A 17043-nucleotide genomic window follows, 5' to 3' on the forward strand; every position below is an offset into this window, starting at 1 on the left:
CCAAAGAGCTGAACTTTTCCGCTGAAGAGATCATGTCGATGTCTTTCTCTGACATGGTCTGGTGGCTCACGGACTGAGCCTTTTTCCCGCATAAATGGGGTGGACGATGGCGAACAATCTATCGCTCGGGCTGGTGATTGGCGGTGCTGTCAGCTCGACGCTCGGTGCCGCGTTCAACTCGGTTGAGGGCCGCATCAAGAAACTGGAGCAGCAGGGCAATCGGGCCAAGGTGTTGAAGAACACCATTGGCGAAACCATGCGCTTGCGCGATGAATGGAAGAAAGCCCACGACAGCGGCTCTGCCTCAGCGTCGGGGTTACTGCGCAAGCTTGAAACGAACCTGGACAGCCTTAAAAAGCAGGGTGTTCAGGTCAGTAAACTGAGGCAGGAATATCAGTCTCTCGGCAATGTCGCCAAGGGAATCGACCTCAAGGTCAAAGGGCATCAACAGGTCGAACAGGGTAAGACTGGTCTCAAGTCCGGCATAGGGACTGCCGTGGCTGGGGTCGGTGCGTTGGCGATCCCGACCAAGATCAGCGCGGATTACCAGGCAATCGTTCGCGATATCGCGATCAAGGCTGGTGTGGCGAACAAGCCAGAAGAGGAAAAGATGAACAGGACGATCATCGAAACCTCCCAGCAGACCGGCATGGGGCGCAACGATGTGGCTGACCTGGTCAACCAGTTGGTCGGAGCCGGTATGGAACTGGACAAGGCCCTGTCATACGCGCCGGTTGCTGCCAAGTTCGCCATCGGTCAGGGCTCCGGTGGGGAAGACACCGCGAAGATGATCATGGCCCTGCAGCAAAACGCCAAGATCGTTGACCCGGCTGTGATGGAAAAGGCCTTGGAAGGCATCGCCCTGCAGGGGCAGGCGGGTAGCTTCGAGGCGTCCGACATGGCGAAGTGGTTTCCGCAGTTGCTGGCTAGCATGGAGAAAAACGGCAGCACTGGACTTGATTCGGTGGCGCAGTTGGGTGCGATGCTGCAGGTGCAAATGAAAACGGCCGGCGGTTCTGACGAAGCCGCAAACAACCTGAAGAACTGGATCGAGAAAATTGGTTCGGGCGATGTGGTCAAGGCTTACAAGGATGCCGGGATTGATTACCAGGCATCGCTGAATACCGGGATTCAAAAGGGCATGTCGACCCTCGAATCGAGTTTTGCCCTGGCTCAGCGTTACGTTCAAGCCACGAACCCCGAGCAGGCCAAGAAAATGGCCGAGGCTATGGCTGGGATCAGCAAGGAAGCCGACCCAGTCAAAGCCAAGTCGATGCTTGAGTCCTTGGAGAAGTCCCTTCGCACAGGTGATTTGTTCGCCGACATGCAGGTCAAGGCGGCACTGACAGCGTTTTCGCAAAACAAAGCGCTGTATGAGCAGTTGAAGACCGATGCCCAGAGCGCGACGGGCATTCTCGACAAGAACTTGGCAGAGCGTCGGCAGACCTCGTCGCAGATCTGGTCAGAGACCTTTCAGGCACTCGACGACTCGATGCGCAGCATTGGTGATGCCATTCGTCCTGCGACCGACAAGGTGGCTGAAGGCATCGCCTGGGTGGCTAAAGGGTTTACCGGACTTTCGGACAATGCCAAACCCGTTGTGCTGGGCATCACGACACTTGGGGCAGGTTTGGTCGCCCTGAAGTCAGTCTTGAGCGCGGTCAAGATCGGTCGGGGTATTGCCAATATTGCTCGCGGCTCTCTTCTGGAGCGATCAGGCGGACGGCGATTGTTGGAAACTGGCACCAAGAGCAAGGGCCTCAATCCTGTCAGCGCGGGGTTGAAGGTGCTTGATCAGCTTGGCGGTGCGAGCAACGACGGAAATGGCGGGGCCAATGGTCAGCCGCAAAAGGTCTTTGTGGTCAATGCCAATGCCATCGGTGGTGGCCCGGGCGGGGGAGGTCAGGCTGGCGGCCAGCGTCGTTCGCGACGTGGACGTCGTCGCGGTGGTGCTGGTGCTCGTGCCGGTGGTTTACAGCCCTCAGCGGCATCAACTGCTCCGGCTGTTGCACCGGGACGAATGGCCCGGCTGACCGGCGCTGCCGGGAAGCTGGGCGGTGTCGCCAAGGCAATACCGGGTGGGAAGATTCTCGATGCAGGGCTGATGGCCTTGGATACCTTTCAGAACGCTAAGACCCAGGACGAAAAAGCCGAGGGTTATGGCGGTGCGGCGGGCGGGTTAGGCGGTGCGCTGGCCGGTGGTGCAGCAGGGGCAGCGATAGGGTCCATTGTGCCGGTGATCGGTACCGCGATTGGTGGTGTCGTAGGCGCGTTTCTCGGCGGCATGGGCGGCGAGAGTCTTGGTGGTTTTCTCGGTAAGTCCTTTTTTGGATCGGGTGAGGGGGCGAACGCCCCGGGAGATGTCGTCAAGTCCATGGCAACCGCTTCCCCTACGCCTGAGTCGATACCTGCTATCGCCAAGGCGGCAGAGCAGAGCAAGCCAGCCCCGCCGAAGATTGATCAGCAGTTCGCGTTCGCACCGAATGTAGCGGTCTCTGTGCAGGGCGACGTGAAAGACCCTGCTCAATTGGCAAGGGAAATTGCCCCGTTCCTGCAGCGGCAATTCGATGAGTTCAGTCGGCAGGCCTCGGCCCGCCAGTTGTTTGATCAGCCCGATGTGGCGTAGGAGGTGTGATGACGTACACAGAACAATTGCAGTCCGGGCTGAAATCGCTGGTTGCTGCCGGTGAGGCCGGTCGGCGAAACATGGACGACATGCTCGGGCCTATGAACGGTGCGGTCAGCGATATCACAGGGGCGGCCTCCGAGTTGGAAAACGTGCCATTCGTTGGTCCTGCCATCGGGGCAAAATTGCAGCGGACCATGCGGGCAATCAGCGCCGCTCAGGCGAAGGTCGGTCAGGTGGCTGCGACCTACAGCCGGGCAACTCGGGCGTTTTCGCAAGTGCAGGACAGCATCGGCAGGCTCAAGGAACAGGCCGCGAAGGCGGGTGCTGCAGTCAATCGGATCGCGGGCAGTGTCAGTCCCTCGCTGGGTAGCATCGTCCCCTCCAGCAGCCTGGCAACCGATGCGACACCGGCTCCGGAGGCGGTGAAGCCGTTCCCCCATCTGCTGATCATTCAGCCACTCAAGGCCGATTCGCAGCCGTACTACTTCAACCTTGATACGGCCGCGTTTGACGAGTTGCGTCGGCAGACGGGGTTTCGCTGGGCCGGTCAGGAACGGCTAACCCGCAGCATCGCCCAGCAAGCGATCGGGCAGGGAGAGGACAAACTGAGTCTTAAGGGCGTGATCTTTCCCGGCTTCAAGGGCGGTCTCAAACAGCTCGACACATTGCGCAGCATGGGCCGCAACCTGCAACCGCTAAGCCTCACGACAGGGTACGGCCAGGTGCTGGGCAACTGGTGCCTGCTCAGTGTCGATGAAGAACAAAGCAATCTGCTTGCCGGGGGTATTCCTCGCAAACAGGGCTTTTCACTGGAGTTTGTAAGTTATGGCGACGACCTGCAGAACGTCTAACGGCGACCTGCTGGACACCCTGTGCCAGCAGTATTACGGGCACCTGAATGGCTCGGTTGAGGCGGTGCTGGATGCCAATCAGGGTCTGGCAGATGAGCCTCAGCCGTTTCGTGATGGGGTGCTGATCGTGTTGCCGGATATGCCGGTAACGACTGAGGAGATCATTCAACTGTGGGATTGAGCAAGACAGGTCAGAATCAGGCTGGTAGCCTACCGCCATTAATCGAATCTACCGGATGGAACCATGCATAAGACAATCGGGGCTTTACTGCTGTTAGCAGCAGGTGTGACTAACATGAGTGCGGCTTGGGCTGCGGATAATCTGTTCAAAGATTATGCGTACGGCACCGATAAAAAAACCTATGCAACTGTGAAAGGGTTTTACAACTGTACGAAGTCTGTGGGGCAAGACGCGTTATGCCGAAACAACGTCGACTTCCTCGGTAAAAAATTCACGCTATCGCTCCTATTTTCCGATTCGAAGTTGACGATGGTCAGTCTGATGACGGCCTTTAGCCAAGCTGCGTATTCTGATGTTCGTGCTGCACTTAATAAGACGTTCACCATAGTTCGTATGAGTGATGACAAAACGGTGGTGGACATCGCTGAGCTCTTTGATACGCCTTCAAATGAAGATTTGGAGGCAATGGTTAACCGTTATGAATCTCTTGGCGTCAGCTCTGGGAAGTTCACTTATACCTTTCTGGAAGGCAAGTTTGATCTCCAGGGGAACGAGAATCTGGTAGGCGTCCTCGCATCCCAACCTGACAACATCCGCGCAGCAGATATGGTGGTTGCGAGTATGCCGCCTTTCAATGCTCTAGTGATTCGTTTCTCATTCCCCAAATTCGATTCTAAGAGGATTGAAGAGAAGCAGGCCAAGCCAGTTGAAGCTTTCTAGCCTCAATCAGATAAATCATAACCTCGCCTTGGCGAGGTTTTTTTTGCACGAGATTTTATGAAGCCGACCTTTCGAGTTATTGCCGATGGCAAGGACATCACCGCGCTGATCAATGATCGGCTTCTTTCGTTACGCACCTCCGATAAGCCTGGCCTTGAATCGGATGAGTTTGAGCTACGTCTTGATGATCGCGATGGTGCTATTGCCTTGCCTCCGCGCGGTGCGGGCATCGAGGTGCAGTTGGGCTACGCCGGTCACGCGCTCACAAAAGTGGGGCGTTACACCGTCGACGATATCGATGTCTCGGGTCCTCCGAGCACCCTGGTTATTCGCGGCAAAGCCAGTGACATGCGGGGCAGTGGCAAGACCACGCGCAGTGGCAGCTGGGAAAACGTTTCGCTGCAGCAGATCGTTCGCGACGTGGCGGCTCGTAATAGCTGGGAGCCTGTCTGTCCGGTGCAAACGAAAATCCCTCGTGTCGATCAGCTCAACGAATCGGATTTCAATTTCATCACTCGTCTGGCCAAACAGTACGACTGCACCGCCAAAGTTGCGGACGGCAAGCTGCTGGTGATGCAGCGTCAGGGAAGTGAGAGCGCGAGCGGCAAAGCGCTGGGCGTGGTCACGATTCGGGTCAGTGATGTATCGCGTTGGCAATTCCGGCTCGGTGACAAGTCCACGCACAAGGCTGTTCAGACCAAGCACCAGGACAAGAAGAACGGAAAACTGCAGGTCGTTGAGCTGAGCAACGACGAATCACCAGATGGCATGCCACCCGTGCACACAGACCGGCACATCTATCCCAACAAGTCAGCAGCAGAGCAGGCGGCTAAGGCCCGGCTGGCAGCGTTCAATCGCAGCACTGCGGGTGTCCGGCTGGAGATGGCCGGGCGTACGGATCTGTTTGCCGAACGCATCGTGAATGCCCAAGGCTTCAAGGTCGGACTGGATGGTGAGTACCTGGTCGACTCAGTTGAACAGATGTTCACCCAGTCTGGTTGGACAACGACCGTCGAATGCAACGGTGGCAAGTCCGGTAAAGCCAAAGCTAAAGGCAAGAAAAAGAAGGAGAAGAAGCCAGTCAAGGTAGTACAGCTGTAACGAAACCATCGATCCCCAAGGCCGCCATTGAGCGGTTTTTTTTCGTCTGGAGAAAAGCATGACTGTTACTGAAAGAGACCGCGACATCCTCGCCCGGACCCTGTGGGGCGAAGCCCGTGGTGAAGGCCTGGCGGGTATGGTCGCGGTGGCCTGGTCCATTCGCAACCGCGTGGACATGGATTTGCACAACGACGGTAAACCGGATTGGTGGGGTGAGGGCTATACAGGCGTATGCCAGAAAGCATGGCAATTCAGTTGTTGGAACAAGAACGATCCGAACTTTCCATTTTTGAGCGGTGCTGAGCCGATTCCCCCGGCCCAATTCGCTCAGGCCCGTCAGGCCGCTGCAATCGTCATTGACGGCAAGCAACCTGATCCCACTGGCGGAGCCACTCACTATTACTCCACCACGATGCCGAAAGCACCGGACTGGGCAGCCAATGCCAAGCGAACGCTGAAGCTTGGTCGTCACATTTTCTTCCGGGACGTGCCATGACGGCTCTCTTCAAGTTGGTGCCGATGTGGGTCTGGGTGTTAGTCGCGCTGCTGGTGGCTGTCGCGTACCTGGCCCTGCGTCTCGATACCGTGAAGGTCGCTCGCGATGCCGTCACGGTTGAGCGTGATGCCGAGCGGGAAAAGGTGGGGCAGCTCACCGCTGCGAATGAATCCAGAAAGAAAACCCAGAAGCTGCTGCTCGATCTCGACACGCAGCACACTCAGGACCAGGCCAAAGCCGATGAAACGAATAAGCCCCTGCTTGCTGCTGTCGCTACTGGCGCTCAGCGGGTGTACGTCAAAGCCAGTTGTCCCGCAGTGCGAACCACCCCAAGCCCCACCGGCCAGCCTGATGAAGAGGGTCGAGCCGAACTTGACCCAGCGGTTGCAGAAAGAATTCTCCATACCGGAACAGACGGCGACGACGCCATCCGGCAACTGAGTGCACTGCAGCAGTACGTCAGAACGGTTTGCCTCGGGCAGCCCGAATAATCAAAAGGAGCGATCAGCCCGGATGCGTCAACATCCGGACTGAACGCCGAACCCGCAGCCCTTTTCCTGCAAGTCCAGCCAAGACTCCCGCTTCGTGCACAAAGCGGAGCGGAGTCTAGCAACTGTTTATCCATACAGTAAAGGTTTGCAATTAATGTCCACACCTATCGTTCCCTGGATGGGCGGCAAACGTCGCCTGGCCGACCGCCTCATACCTCTTTTTCCGCCTCATGAATGCTACGTTGAAGCATTCGCTGGAGGTGCGGCCCTCTATTTCATGCGTCCCCAGGCAGCTCCCGTTGAGGTCTTGAACGACATCAACGGCGACTTGGTGACCTTATATCGCGTCGTCCAAAATCACCTTGAAGAGTTTGTCCGCCAGTTCAAATGGGCGCTCAGTTCGCGCCAGGTCTTTGAATGGCAGAAGATGACCCGTCCGGAAACACTCACTGATATCCAGCGTGCCGCTCGATTCTTCTACCTGCAGCACCATGCCTTCGCTGGCAAGGTATCTGGCCAGACCTTCGGTACCGCAACGACGGCACCGGCGATCAACCTGCTTCGGATTGAAGAGAACTTGTCAGCAGCCTGGCAACGGTTGTCCGGCACCTACGTTGAAAACCTGCCGTGGCTGGAGTGCGCAGAGCGCTACGACCGTGCCCACACCTTCCATTACATGGACCCGCCGTACTGGCAGACCACCGGCTATGGTGTCGACTTCCCGTTTGAGAACTACGAGCGCATGGTCGACTTCATGCGGCGCTGCAAAGGCAAGGTAATGGTAAGCATCAACGACCATCCGGATATTCGCCGCGTGTTCGATGGCTTCCATTTTGAAACACTGGATATTCGCTATACAACCACTAACCAACGGCAGGGCGCGGCGGGGATATCGGGTGAGCTGGTGATCATGAACTGGGTACCATCGGCTCTAGGCTGCCTGTTCTGAGGGTGACGGCAGGATTCTGGAATCCTGCCTATCTCCTTTATGTCACGTCAGTAGAATTTGCAGCAGTTTCACTACTTCTATCAAAAGCAGGACGAGTAGCTCTTTGAGCATGGCGGGATACCCATGGTTCTGGTTGCCTGAGTCTTGGTCCCGCCAGCGTCTTGTGCTAACGTCTCCTTGCTGAAGGTAAGACGAAAAGCTAAGCGCTGAAGGCTTAAACGTCCTCAGGATTCACGTTTATGCGCTTTCGCAAATAAGGTGGGAGGGCTCGAACCCTTCCGCCTTTTCATTAAAGCTGACTACATTTTTTCTTAAAACCATTCGCGCACAGCTTACCCGTTAAGGTTGTTTGGCTATAGTTGCGGCGAAGATTTAAGTCACCTTAATCAACTCCTATTCCCACGTCAATATTTTTTGTAGCCAACTTTTTGGATTGTACAATCCAATTTCCATGTAGGCGCGCTACATCAAATTTTGTTTCCTAATTAATGGTGAGTGCGATCCACATTAAATCTGGCCGCATCAGGGCTGCAGGGTGCAAAGGGCTGGGGCTCGGCAGGCTCAGCATTACCGTTAAACCGTTAAACCGTTAAACCGTTAAACCGTTAAAGGGCCAATTGCAGGGCCGAACAGCTTGTAGGGGGGAGGCAGATAGAGATATGTAGAGTTAGAGATAGAGATAGAGATAGAGATAGAGATAGAGATAGAGATAGAGATAGAGATAGAGATAGGTAGAGTTAAAGGTAGGTATCTAGAGATACGTAGAGTTAGAGATAGGTATCTAGAGATACGTAGAGTTAGAGATAGGTATCAGTAGATACGTAGAGTTAGAGATAGGTATCAGTAGATACGTAGAGTTAGAGATAGGTATCTGTAGATACGTAGAGTTAGAGATAGGTATCTGTAGATACGTATAGTTAAAAGTGCCCGATAGCAATGGTCCGGGCTAGGTAGCGAGGACACCCTGGCAAGATTGCTATGAATCTAGCTTGCCGAATTTTAGCGGCTAAAATTTTGTTGACTTCTAAATGGGCTCGATCAGTTGACCCCCTTGGTTACGAACATTGCCCACGGCCTTGCTCACCGGGTACCACTCGAAATCATCGACCGGGGCGCAGCATTCCATCGCAATTTCCGCCGCCCTATCGGGTGATAGGTCAGGCTCAAGCCATTCATTCGCGTATTCCGGTGTCAGCACTAGCGGTCGCCGGTCGTGGATATCTACCATGCCTTGATCGCTGGCGGCGGTGATGATCACAAACCCATCCTCATCGCTCGGCTCCAGTCCGGTCGTCACCTGAGCCAGCCCGCCATAAAACATGGGAGCCTGGCTTTTCAGCTTGATAAAGTAGGGCTGCTTTTTCTTAGGGTCGTCTGGATCCTTGACCCACTCAAACCATCCATTTGCTGGTACAAGCACACGGCCATTTGGCCAAAGCTGCTTGAAGAATTTCCCCGTCGTTACTGTCTCGACCCTCGCATTGATCGGGTCGGGCCTTTTCCCTTTCGCCCAAAAGGGCGACCATCCCCAGCGGACCTTGTCCACGCTAATACCATTTTCCACCCCCCGAATGACCTCCACGCGAGTGCTGGGTGCGACGTTGTAGCGTTCAATCGGCCACTCGTCATAACCGTTGATCACGATCTGTTTTGACCCCAACTCTTTCAGGTAGTGGGCCATAGGTTCGTAGATCGAGTAGCGTCCGCACATGATGTCACCCGTCGAAATGTCCTACACATGAGATTGACCACAGCCTTTCGAAATCGTTAACTGTACGTTCATACAGTATTTAGCGTTAGGTTAGCATCATGACCGTTACCGTCCTTGGCCCAGTGTCTACTGGGGGCGAAAAGCTCCCGCTCTATTCTTTCCATGTGCCTGCGGGATTTCCGTCACCGGCCGCTGATCACATCGAAAAGCATCTTTCCCTGGATGAGCTTTTCGACATCCGAGCGCCGCATGTCTACCTGGTCAAGATCGAGGGCGACAGCATGCAAGGGGCGGGCATATACAGCGGGGACATCGTGATCGTTGATCGCAGCCTGTACGCAGAGCATGGCGATATCGTTATTGCTGCGCTCAATTCAGAGCCGGTGTGCAAGCGTCTCCATATGCGTGACAACGTGTGCATGCTCACCTCTGAAAACGCCAAATATCCACCACGCCATGTGTTGGAATGCGACGAGTTAGTGATCTGGGGCGTTGTGAAATACAGCGTGCGCGATCATGACAACTCGTGAGTCAGTCTTCGCACTGGTCGACTGCAACAGTTTTTATGCCAGTTGTGAGCGGGTGTTCCGGCCCGATTTGGCGAAAACGCCGATAGTGGTGCTGAGCAATAATGACGGCTGTGTCATTGCCCGCAGTTACGACGCAAAGCCGTTCGTGAAAATGGGCGCGCCGTACTTCCAGATCAAGGACGCGCTACGGCAAAACGGCGTCCAGGCGTTCAGCAGCAACTATGCGCTGTACGGGGACATGAGCGAACGGGTCATGACCGTCATCGAGTCAATGGTGCCCGCTGTTGAGGTGTATAGCATCGACGAAGCGTTCTGCGACCTCACCGGCATCCCTGGCGACCTGACTGCATTTGGCCGAACGATCCGTGCCGCGGTACACCGAGCAACCGGTATTCCGGTCGGCGTAGGGATTGGCCCGACCAAAACTCTGGCAAAGCTGGCCAACCACACAGCCAAACGACTGCAGTCCAATACGGGCGGAGTAGTTGACATCTGCGATCCATTCAAGCGTGCATGGGTGCTGCGTAACACGGCGGTTTCAGAGGTGTGGGGCGTTGGACGCAAGATGAAAGCCCATCTCGAAGCGATGAACATCCTGACCGCGATGGACTTGGCCAAGGCCGATCCGACGATGCTTGGGAAGAAATTCAGTGTGGTCATCGAGAAGACCGTCCGCGAGCTATCCGGAATCAGTTGCCTAGAGCTGGGCGAAGAGGAGCCGCCGAAGCAGGAGATCTGCTCCAGCCGGATGTTTGGCAAGCGCCTTACCACCATCAAGCCTATAAAAGAGGCGGTGGCCACCTACGTTCAGCGCGCAGCCGAGAAGCTGCGAGCGCAGAACTCGCTGTGCAAAAAGATCAGAGTCAGCATCCGAACAGGCATGTTCAATCCGGACGAGGCGAAATATGCCAACGGCGCTCTGGTTGAGCTGCCGTATCCCACCAACGATGTGCGCCTGATGACCAAGGCTGCGACTGAGGCGGTCAACCGTCTGTTCCGGCCTGGGTACAAATACAGCAAGGCTGAGGTGCTGCTGATGGATTTGCGACAGCCTGGCGAATTCACCGATGACCTGTTCGCGCCATGCCAGCCGCAAGCAGCAGAGAAAGTGATGGGCGTCCTAGACGAAATCAATCAAAAATGGGGGCGCGGGACGCTTCGCACCGCAAATGTGCCCTCAGATCCAGACTGGGCAATGCGGCGAGAAATGATGAGTCAGAGCTTTACGACAAATCTAAGTCAGCTATGGACGGTGAAATGTGATTAGCTACGCTACCAACTAGCGGCTTGAATACGATCTTCGCAGTGAAGAGAGCTAAGCCTGATAAAATTTGACCAAGGGATGGGAGCGGGGAATGGCTGAGGCTCGATCAGTAGTAAAAATGCCTGAATTAATTGTATATATTAAAGCATTTATGGTTGGAGTAATTGGTGCTGAAATTTTTCGTGTCTCTTATTATTCAGGTTCGAATTTAGCGGTCAAGCTGACAGGCTTTACACTACTTCCAATTGCTATTGGCATAATATTTATAGTTGGAGTGTGTGCGTTATATGCGTGGGGGCGTGGTGCTTGCGCAGCTACTGCGCGTCTCGGAAAAAGCATGCGAATTGATTTGCTCGGAGCGTTGCTGGTTGGAGTGTGGAGCAATTTCCTGATTGAACCTTTTTTAAGGCCTGGACATGATGTGGTTGAGAAAAGCAACGCATATTGGGCATCAGTCGTTTTGACGATGCTGGTACTGATGCTGATATCTTCGCTAATTAGAGGGTATTTACTTAGTTTGGTGCGCAGAGACACGCAAGGCTATTTTCTCGCCGACGAGGAGATAAGAGAAGCGTCGCAGGATGTATTTACATCTGATGATCGGACTAAAGCTTTCGCGGATACTGTTATGGCGAGTGGCGCTCATGCGAGCTTGGTATTTGGCGTCGATGGTCCATGGGGAGTAGGGAAAACGAGTTTTATAAATCTTGCTCAACAGCATTGGGAAAAAAATAATAAGGACTCGGCTATTGTTTTTCGTTTTGAGTCACTTAGATATGCATCTGAGCCAGACTTGGCTGTACGATTTATTAGGGAACTATCTGCTGTAATTCAGAAGCAAGTTTTCGTGCCGGAATTCAAGCCTTTTGCTAGCCGTTATTCGCGAATTATAAAAGGGAAGGCCGATTTTTCTTTTCTCGGATTTAAGCTATCGCTCGAGCCTGCAGTAGATACAATTGATGATTTGCTAGAAGATATCGATGATGTGCTGAAGAGAGCGGGGAAACGAGTTGTGATCGTTATTGATGACTTGGACCGGCTTGAAGCTGCTACGGTTAATAATGTGTTTTTTACCGTGCGCCGGACATTTAATCTGTCTCAAGCTACTTATATTCTTTGTTATGATACTGAAAACTTAATAAGGGGCGCATCTGATGGGCAGAAGGCACGAGAGTTTTTAGAAAAGTTTGTCATGGTCAAGATTAGTTTGTTTGTTGATGTTCAGTATATTAAAAGGTATTTGGATTTTGACTGGAAGTCTCAAGGGGCGAATGTGGTCTCTGTTCCCGCAGATAGTATGCTGAAGCTGGGTTCAATACTTAGCACATTAGCTGATCTGCTTGATGGGGAGTCGGTAGCGGACTACAAGCCTTTGATTGGAGATTTAAGGAAGGTTAAACGGTTTGTAAATTCATTGATTGTTATGCAGTTGGAGCGAATAGACTGGGTTGCTACTGATTTCGATAGCAGAGATATAGTCAATTTGGTTTTGATATATTTGAACTATCCTGCGGTATTTAGGGATGTTTATAATGAAGAGGCTGAGGGGCGTTTAGGGTTTTTTGGGGTTGTGAGGGGGGCGAAACAAGCTGGTTATGCTAATCATAAAAAGTTTGGAGACTATTTGGGTGGTGTTACGGAACCCAGTGCCAAATTTCTGTTGAAGCAGCTTTTCTGTGTAGAATCTCTAGGGTATGGAACTTACCAACAAGCTGATGAGGATGCAATCAAGACGCGAGCATGTTTTAACAGTCGAGAAAATCGTAATCTTGATAAATATTTAAGTCTCATTGTGCATTTATCTCAGCCTGAACCGCGTAAAACATACATCCTTTATAAGGATGCGGTGACTCGTGTTGCGAGTGGTAAGTCTGTAGGTGTGGTTTTAGAAGAGAGGGTTTTTGCTCTCGCGGATGGGGAGCATGCGCAAGAACAATTTTGGCGTGTGCTAACTAATCAGTCTCAGAACTTAAGTCGTCCAATTGCAGGCGAGGCAATAAATACGCTTGTAGACTATTTACCAAAATACTCATGGTTAGACTTCTTTGAACTTTCGCTTCGCCCTAGATCTATTTTTACGCTAGGTAGTCTGTTGGATAGGGCTGGTTGGGGGGAGCCTAATCGCACGGATAATAACGCTGAAAAAATAGTTGAGATTGCAAGGAGGATCTATGGGGAAGGGGAATATGAAGGAAAGGGTTTGATCGATAGGCTAGTTTCTCCTGAGAGAGGGGTCTTAGGATGGAATGATCTAATGATGTTCAGGCTGATTTGTTGCGCAGACAGGAAAGGGCAGTTGCATAATTTACAGTCCGCACTCATCCTGCATCAGGATATTAACGCCGCAACGACCGGTCCGGTTGAATATCTTGCAGTTGAGGGAATGAGGTATTTGTCTCAGGAAGTATTTTCGAGGTTTAAGAGAAGGTATATAGATAGTGGTCTGAATTTCTTTGATGAGGTTGACCTAGTTCCCGATGTGGATTTCCTAGGGGAGGCGGCTAACCATTATGATAGTGAATACGTACAAGCTAATCCAGGCAGCAGGCCGTTAACGGATCGGGTGGCCGCTACGCGCTCTTCGGTAAAGACATTTATTTCGTATCAATTAGCAAATCTAGAACGAGGCCGTGGTTCTGGCGTGGGCTGTGGTGTTTATGATGAGTGCGGGAAAGGAGATTCAGCTGATATAGCTGAAATCACGAATCGCTACATCTTCGAAGTCTGTTTTTGCCCAGTTTTGAGCCCAAAAAATGCCTATCATTTTATAGATTACTGTTTAGCTAATCTGACGAATGATTTCTATTCGATGATAGCAGGGAGAGGTTATATTCCTACATCAAAAGGGTTGTCAGGCGGTTTGAGCCCTATTCAAATGGGCCTCTACTGGCGGCGGAATCGTGAATGTATTATGGATATGGGTTTGACAGGGGTCGAAAGAAATGTGATTACTGTAAATTATACTGCAACATATGCAGCGAAGTTGGAGGAGGTTTATAAAGTACTTGATGAGTTAACCGAGGGGGCGGTCTAAGTCACAATATCTTCTCGCGGTGATGTCTAGCGTCGATTCATGTGAGCTATCTTCGACGCGAGGTAACTTGCGAACAGGCTGGAAAACTCATGAGCACGTTCAGGAGGAATAGCGCTGTCTCTTGAAATGCGCATCAGCTCGTACGCATGATTGACGGCATTGCCTGCCTCGCGTTCTAGGTGTCGAGTTTGGCTGCGTTTATAGATGATATCGAAGCCTTCCTTCAAAGCGGTAGAATAGGCGTCATCGGTCGACGCTTGATTGGCGCGGACCATCTCTAGTTCATCATCGGATAAGTTAAGGTCTACGGTAAGTGAGATTTCAGATCCGGTGGCGGGGTCAAAGGCGTAGGTAGCATGTAAGCTGGGTCCATGATATTTTTCACTCAATATAACCACGACCCGGCACATGGAGAAATATTCAATATAGCCTAGTAATCGCCGTTTAGCGGGTACACCTACAATGCTTACACAATTGAGGGCGTGCGTTGACGGTCGATTATTCACCAGATTACGCAAGTAAAAAAATGCGTAAGATGGTAGTGCAGTTTTGCTCTTCAAGTATTCCATCGCAGCATCGCAGTTCTGGGAACTCAAACCGCAGGATGCAGCAAATGCAACCGCAGTTTTAACTATTGAACGTCCAGCAAGCTCTCCACCGAATTGAGCGGAGAAAGTCACGGGTGATTCAAGGAGAGTCTCTGTAACTGCCATGTCAGTCATGAATGAGTTTAGATCAACCTTTGGGTTCTTTTTCGCCACTTGCTTTACCATTTTTCGAGCAGTGGCCTTGTCGCTTGCTGTGATATGAATCTTCAAACCTTTTTCGTTTGCCTCAGACCTGTAGGTAGCTTTAGGGATCGTCATGCTGCCGTCAGGTAGCAGCAGGTAATTTTCTCCATCGATGGTTTTAATATTAATGCTCGGTGGAATTCCTCGTTCTCGATCAACGCCGTGCATCATCGCAAGATGGGAGAATTGCCGCCAAATCTCTGCATCCCAGCTATCGCCCGTACGGCTATTGCAATCGATGCAGATGAACGACCGGATTTTGCGTCGGCCTCCTATTGAATGCGGAATGATATGCTCGCGGGAATTGTTGGAGAATTCAATCTGCTCTTCGCAGAGAGCACAGTAAGTTGTGTTCGCCATGGCTATTGCTCGAATAGATTCGCACTTTCAAGAACATTAACACGGAATCATAGGAGGCAATGCCTTTACATACAGCGGGACATTTTTTAAATCCCCCCCCCAGAACGGCCAGTACGGTGGGCTTTTTTGCGTTCGCGGGAAACCAGAGCCCGGGTGATTAGCCTCGGAGCGACTCGGTATGTGAGGCAGGCACCGGTACGCAGTTGGTGGTACAGAAGTGGTACGGAGAATATTCGCCTTTCGTGGCGGCCACGTAGATTAGGGCCTGAGCTAAGAGTCGTTCCAGTCCATCATGGGGGCGACGGAGAAGCGTCTAATCACTGTATCGCTCGTATATACTGGTGTGTGGCGGGTTTTCTGTACCATTTGGCTCTACGTGTTTTGATGCGTTTTAGGGCATTTTCAGGCGTTTTTTGGATGTCGGTGGTGCAATGTACCCCTAACTTTCTACTTTGTACCACCGGTGCCATGGCGACTATCAGACCAAGAAAGAAGGTCGACGGATCAGTCAGCTACACCGCTCAAATCCGGATCAAGCAGCAAGGGACGATAGTCTATCAAGAGGCCCAGACCTTCGCCCGGAAACAAGCAGCTCAGGCTTGGGTTCGCAGAGTGGCCAGTGTTTCGGGCCACCGTGATTGGAACTCATTGCGGCGCTATACCCATCTTCGTGGGAGGGGGGATCCCTATATCGGCTGGTCATGGCTTCAGCCGATTATCCTGGCGCCCGTTAAATTGGGCGCTCGGATGGAGAAGTAATCAACTGGCCCGGCGATAGCCGGTTAGTTGAGCACATTCCTTCACGGCGGCCTCGCGCTGAAGGTCAAGGTATGCTGCTAGATCGGTGATATGGATTCCTTTCGCGCTCTTTTGACTAAGCTCCAAGCGCGTTATCGGGATCTTGATTTGGCCAGCGAGCACCTTGCGTTGGAACATCTCCGGCGTGAGGTGCGTAAAGTAGTCTTTGCAAACTTCATCTAGTGGGATGATTGCCCGGCCACTGTATTGAGCCATCAGAATGAATGCGGTGTTCATACTGATGGCCCACCTAATGAGGTCGGATTTCTGCCTTTCCGGTTTTTTGTGGCCAAAATTATGCTGGAGTTGAGATGAACAAAACGGATGGCCGTTGGGATTATTATCGGACCTACATTTTGGCCTTTGTCATCGTCGCCTTGGTTATGGGGGGGCTTCATACCATCGGGGCTAAATCGCTTGAAGCTTGGTTTCAGGGCGTTGCAACCGTTGCTGCCATGCTTGTAGGTATTTCGACGCTTAAGATTCAGCGTAAGCAGGCTCTCCAGGCTGAGAAGGACAAAGACAAAACTCAACGGCAAGATGCAAGGAATGCGGTGATAGCTCTTAAGGATCACCAAGTCAGGCTTTTCGAGCGCGTTACAAATTTGAGAGCCATTTCTCCCTCTACCTACAGACTGATTACACCACCCAGCTTGGATGATCCGCACATATTCAACGAGCTTCAATCCAGCGCTGCGATGTTGAAGGAAATTCCGCTTACGTCTATGCACATCGAGATGATTCATTACTTGATTGGGCTTAGAGAAAACGCTGTCGTGGGGGCTGCATGGGAGAAAATTCTTTATGACGATTTCACTCGCCATTCTTTCGTGATGCGGGAAGCCAGAAGCTTGCTGGCTGAGCTTGAGAAGTGGGATGAGGAAATTGCCTCTCTCTAACATGGCACATTTTGACTTCAAATACCTCTGACACCCCACCAAAAGCTGCGCGAGCGGGCGATCCTGAGCTATCAGCGTTGTATCGGTTGTGGCTGCCTCGCGCAGCTTTTCGTGGGGTATAAGCACCTCGGTGGTGCTGCGGCAAAGAGCAGTAATGCCTGCTGCTGCGCAGCAGAGACTGTTTGTTTTTTGCGCGGTGATGCTGTCGGTGATGCGGAGCAAAGCGGTTAGGTTCTGG

15 protein-coding genes and 1 pseudogene are annotated in these 17043 nt (G+C 52.4%); 13 read left to right on the forward strand and 3 right to left on the reverse strand.

Features of this window, described 5'->3' with window-relative positions; genetic code table 11:
- The first annotated feature begins 106 nt into the window (after window positions 1–106).
- The 8 genes from ABRP31_RS09900 (at window position 107) to ABRP31_RS09935 (ending at window position 7418) form a co-directional block, all read left to right on the forward strand.
- A complete protein-coding gene (locus ABRP31_RS09900; RefSeq protein WP_349970921.1) occupies window positions 107–2626 on the forward strand; it encodes a phage tail tape measure protein in 2520 nt (839 codons plus the stop codon).
- Window positions 2627–2634: 8 nt separating this feature from the next.
- Window positions 2635–3480: a phage tail protein gene (locus tag ABRP31_RS09905; RefSeq protein ID WP_349970920.1), complete on the forward strand. Its 846-nt coding sequence runs from the start codon at window positions 2635–2637 to the stop codon at window positions 3478–3480.
- Complete coding sequence (locus ABRP31_RS09910) at window positions 3455–3661, forward strand: tail protein X (RefSeq protein ID WP_349970919.1); 207 nt, start codon at window positions 3455–3457, stop codon at window positions 3659–3661. The genes ABRP31_RS09905 and ABRP31_RS09910 overlap by 26 nt, the downstream gene beginning before the upstream one ends.
- Before the next feature lie 63 nt (window positions 3662–3724).
- A complete protein-coding gene (locus ABRP31_RS09915) occupies window positions 3725–4381 on the forward strand; it encodes a hypothetical protein (protein ID WP_349970918.1) in 657 nt (218 codons plus the stop codon).
- Between the two features lie 57 nt (window positions 4382–4438).
- Complete coding sequence (locus ABRP31_RS09920) at window positions 4439–5482, forward strand: contractile injection system protein, VgrG/Pvc8 family (protein ID WP_349970917.1); 1044 nt, start codon at window positions 4439–4441, stop codon at window positions 5480–5482.
- Window positions 5483–5540: 58 nt separating this feature from the next.
- The gene (locus ABRP31_RS09925) at window positions 5541–5978 is read left to right on the forward strand and encodes a cell wall hydrolase (RefSeq protein WP_349970916.1); all 438 of its coding nucleotides are present in this window, start codon (window positions 5541–5543) and stop codon (window positions 5976–5978) included.
- Window positions 5975–6469 (forward strand): lysis system i-spanin subunit Rz, encoded by a 495-nt coding sequence (locus tag ABRP31_RS09930; protein WP_349970915.1) that lies wholly within the window; start codon window positions 5975–5977, stop codon window positions 6467–6469. Before ABRP31_RS09925 ends, ABRP31_RS09930 begins: the two co-directional genes overlap by 4 nt.
- A 154-nt stretch (window positions 6470–6623) precedes the next feature.
- A complete protein-coding gene (locus tag ABRP31_RS09935; protein ID WP_349970914.1) occupies window positions 6624–7418 on the forward strand; it encodes a DNA adenine methylase in 795 nt (264 codons plus the stop codon).
- Window positions 7419–8442: 1024 nt separating this feature from the next.
- Here the strand turns inward: ABRP31_RS09935 and ABRP31_RS09940 are convergent.
- Window positions 8443–9129, reverse strand: a complete 687-nt coding sequence (locus tag ABRP31_RS09940) for an SOS response-associated peptidase family protein (RefSeq protein WP_349970913.1) — start codon at window positions 9127–9129, stop codon at window positions 8443–8445.
- Window positions 9130–9227: 98 nt separating this feature from the next.
- Between ABRP31_RS09940 and ABRP31_RS09945 the strand changes: the two genes are divergently transcribed.
- The 3 genes from ABRP31_RS09945 to ABRP31_RS09955 all read left to right on the forward strand — a co-directional run bounded on the left by ABRP31_RS09945 (window position 9228) and on the right by ABRP31_RS09955 (window position 13957).
- Window positions 9228–9659 (forward strand): translesion error-prone DNA polymerase V autoproteolytic subunit, encoded by a 432-nt coding sequence (locus tag ABRP31_RS09945; protein ID WP_349970912.1) that lies wholly within the window; start codon window positions 9228–9230, stop codon window positions 9657–9659.
- Window positions 9646–10926, forward strand: a complete 1281-nt coding sequence (locus ABRP31_RS09950) for a Y-family DNA polymerase (RefSeq protein WP_349970911.1) — start codon at window positions 9646–9648, stop codon at window positions 10924–10926. The genes ABRP31_RS09945 and ABRP31_RS09950 overlap by 14 nt, the downstream gene beginning before the upstream one ends.
- A gap of 88 nt (window positions 10927–11014) precedes the next feature.
- Window positions 11015–13957, forward strand: a complete 2943-nt coding sequence (locus tag ABRP31_RS09955) for a P-loop NTPase fold protein (RefSeq protein ID WP_349970910.1) — start codon at window positions 11015–11017, stop codon at window positions 13955–13957.
- A 26-nt stretch (window positions 13958–13983) separates the two neighbouring features.
- Here ABRP31_RS09955 and ABRP31_RS09960 read toward each other — a convergent pair whose 3' ends face one another.
- Window positions 13984–15108 (reverse strand): HNH endonuclease, encoded by a 1125-nt coding sequence (locus ABRP31_RS09960; RefSeq protein ID WP_349970909.1) that lies wholly within the window; start codon window positions 15106–15108, stop codon window positions 13984–13986.
- A gap of 468 nt (window positions 15109–15576) precedes the next feature.
- Here ABRP31_RS09960 and ABRP31_RS09965 point away from each other — a divergent pair.
- Window positions 15577–15720, forward strand: a pseudogene (locus tag ABRP31_RS09965) (site-specific integrase); the annotation flags it as partial.
- 147 nt (window positions 15721–15867) lie between these two features.
- Here the strand turns inward: ABRP31_RS09965 and ABRP31_RS09970 are convergent.
- Window positions 15868–16143: a pyocin activator PrtN family protein gene (locus ABRP31_RS09970; RefSeq protein ID WP_349970908.1), complete on the reverse strand. Its 276-nt coding sequence runs from the start codon at window positions 16141–16143 to the stop codon at window positions 15868–15870.
- Between the two features lie 74 nt (window positions 16144–16217).
- On the opposite strand from ABRP31_RS09970, the gene ABRP31_RS09975 reads away from it, so the two are divergent.
- The gene (locus ABRP31_RS09975) at window positions 16218–16805 is read left to right on the forward strand and encodes a hypothetical protein (RefSeq protein ID WP_349970907.1); all 588 of its coding nucleotides are present in this window, start codon (window positions 16218–16220) and stop codon (window positions 16803–16805) included.
- Window positions 16806–17043 lie beyond the last annotated feature (238 nt).

Source organism: Pseudomonas caspiana (assembly GCF_040224095.2).
Taxonomy (GTDB): Bacteria; Pseudomonadota; Gammaproteobacteria; order Pseudomonadales; family Pseudomonadaceae; genus Aquipseudomonas; species Aquipseudomonas caspiana.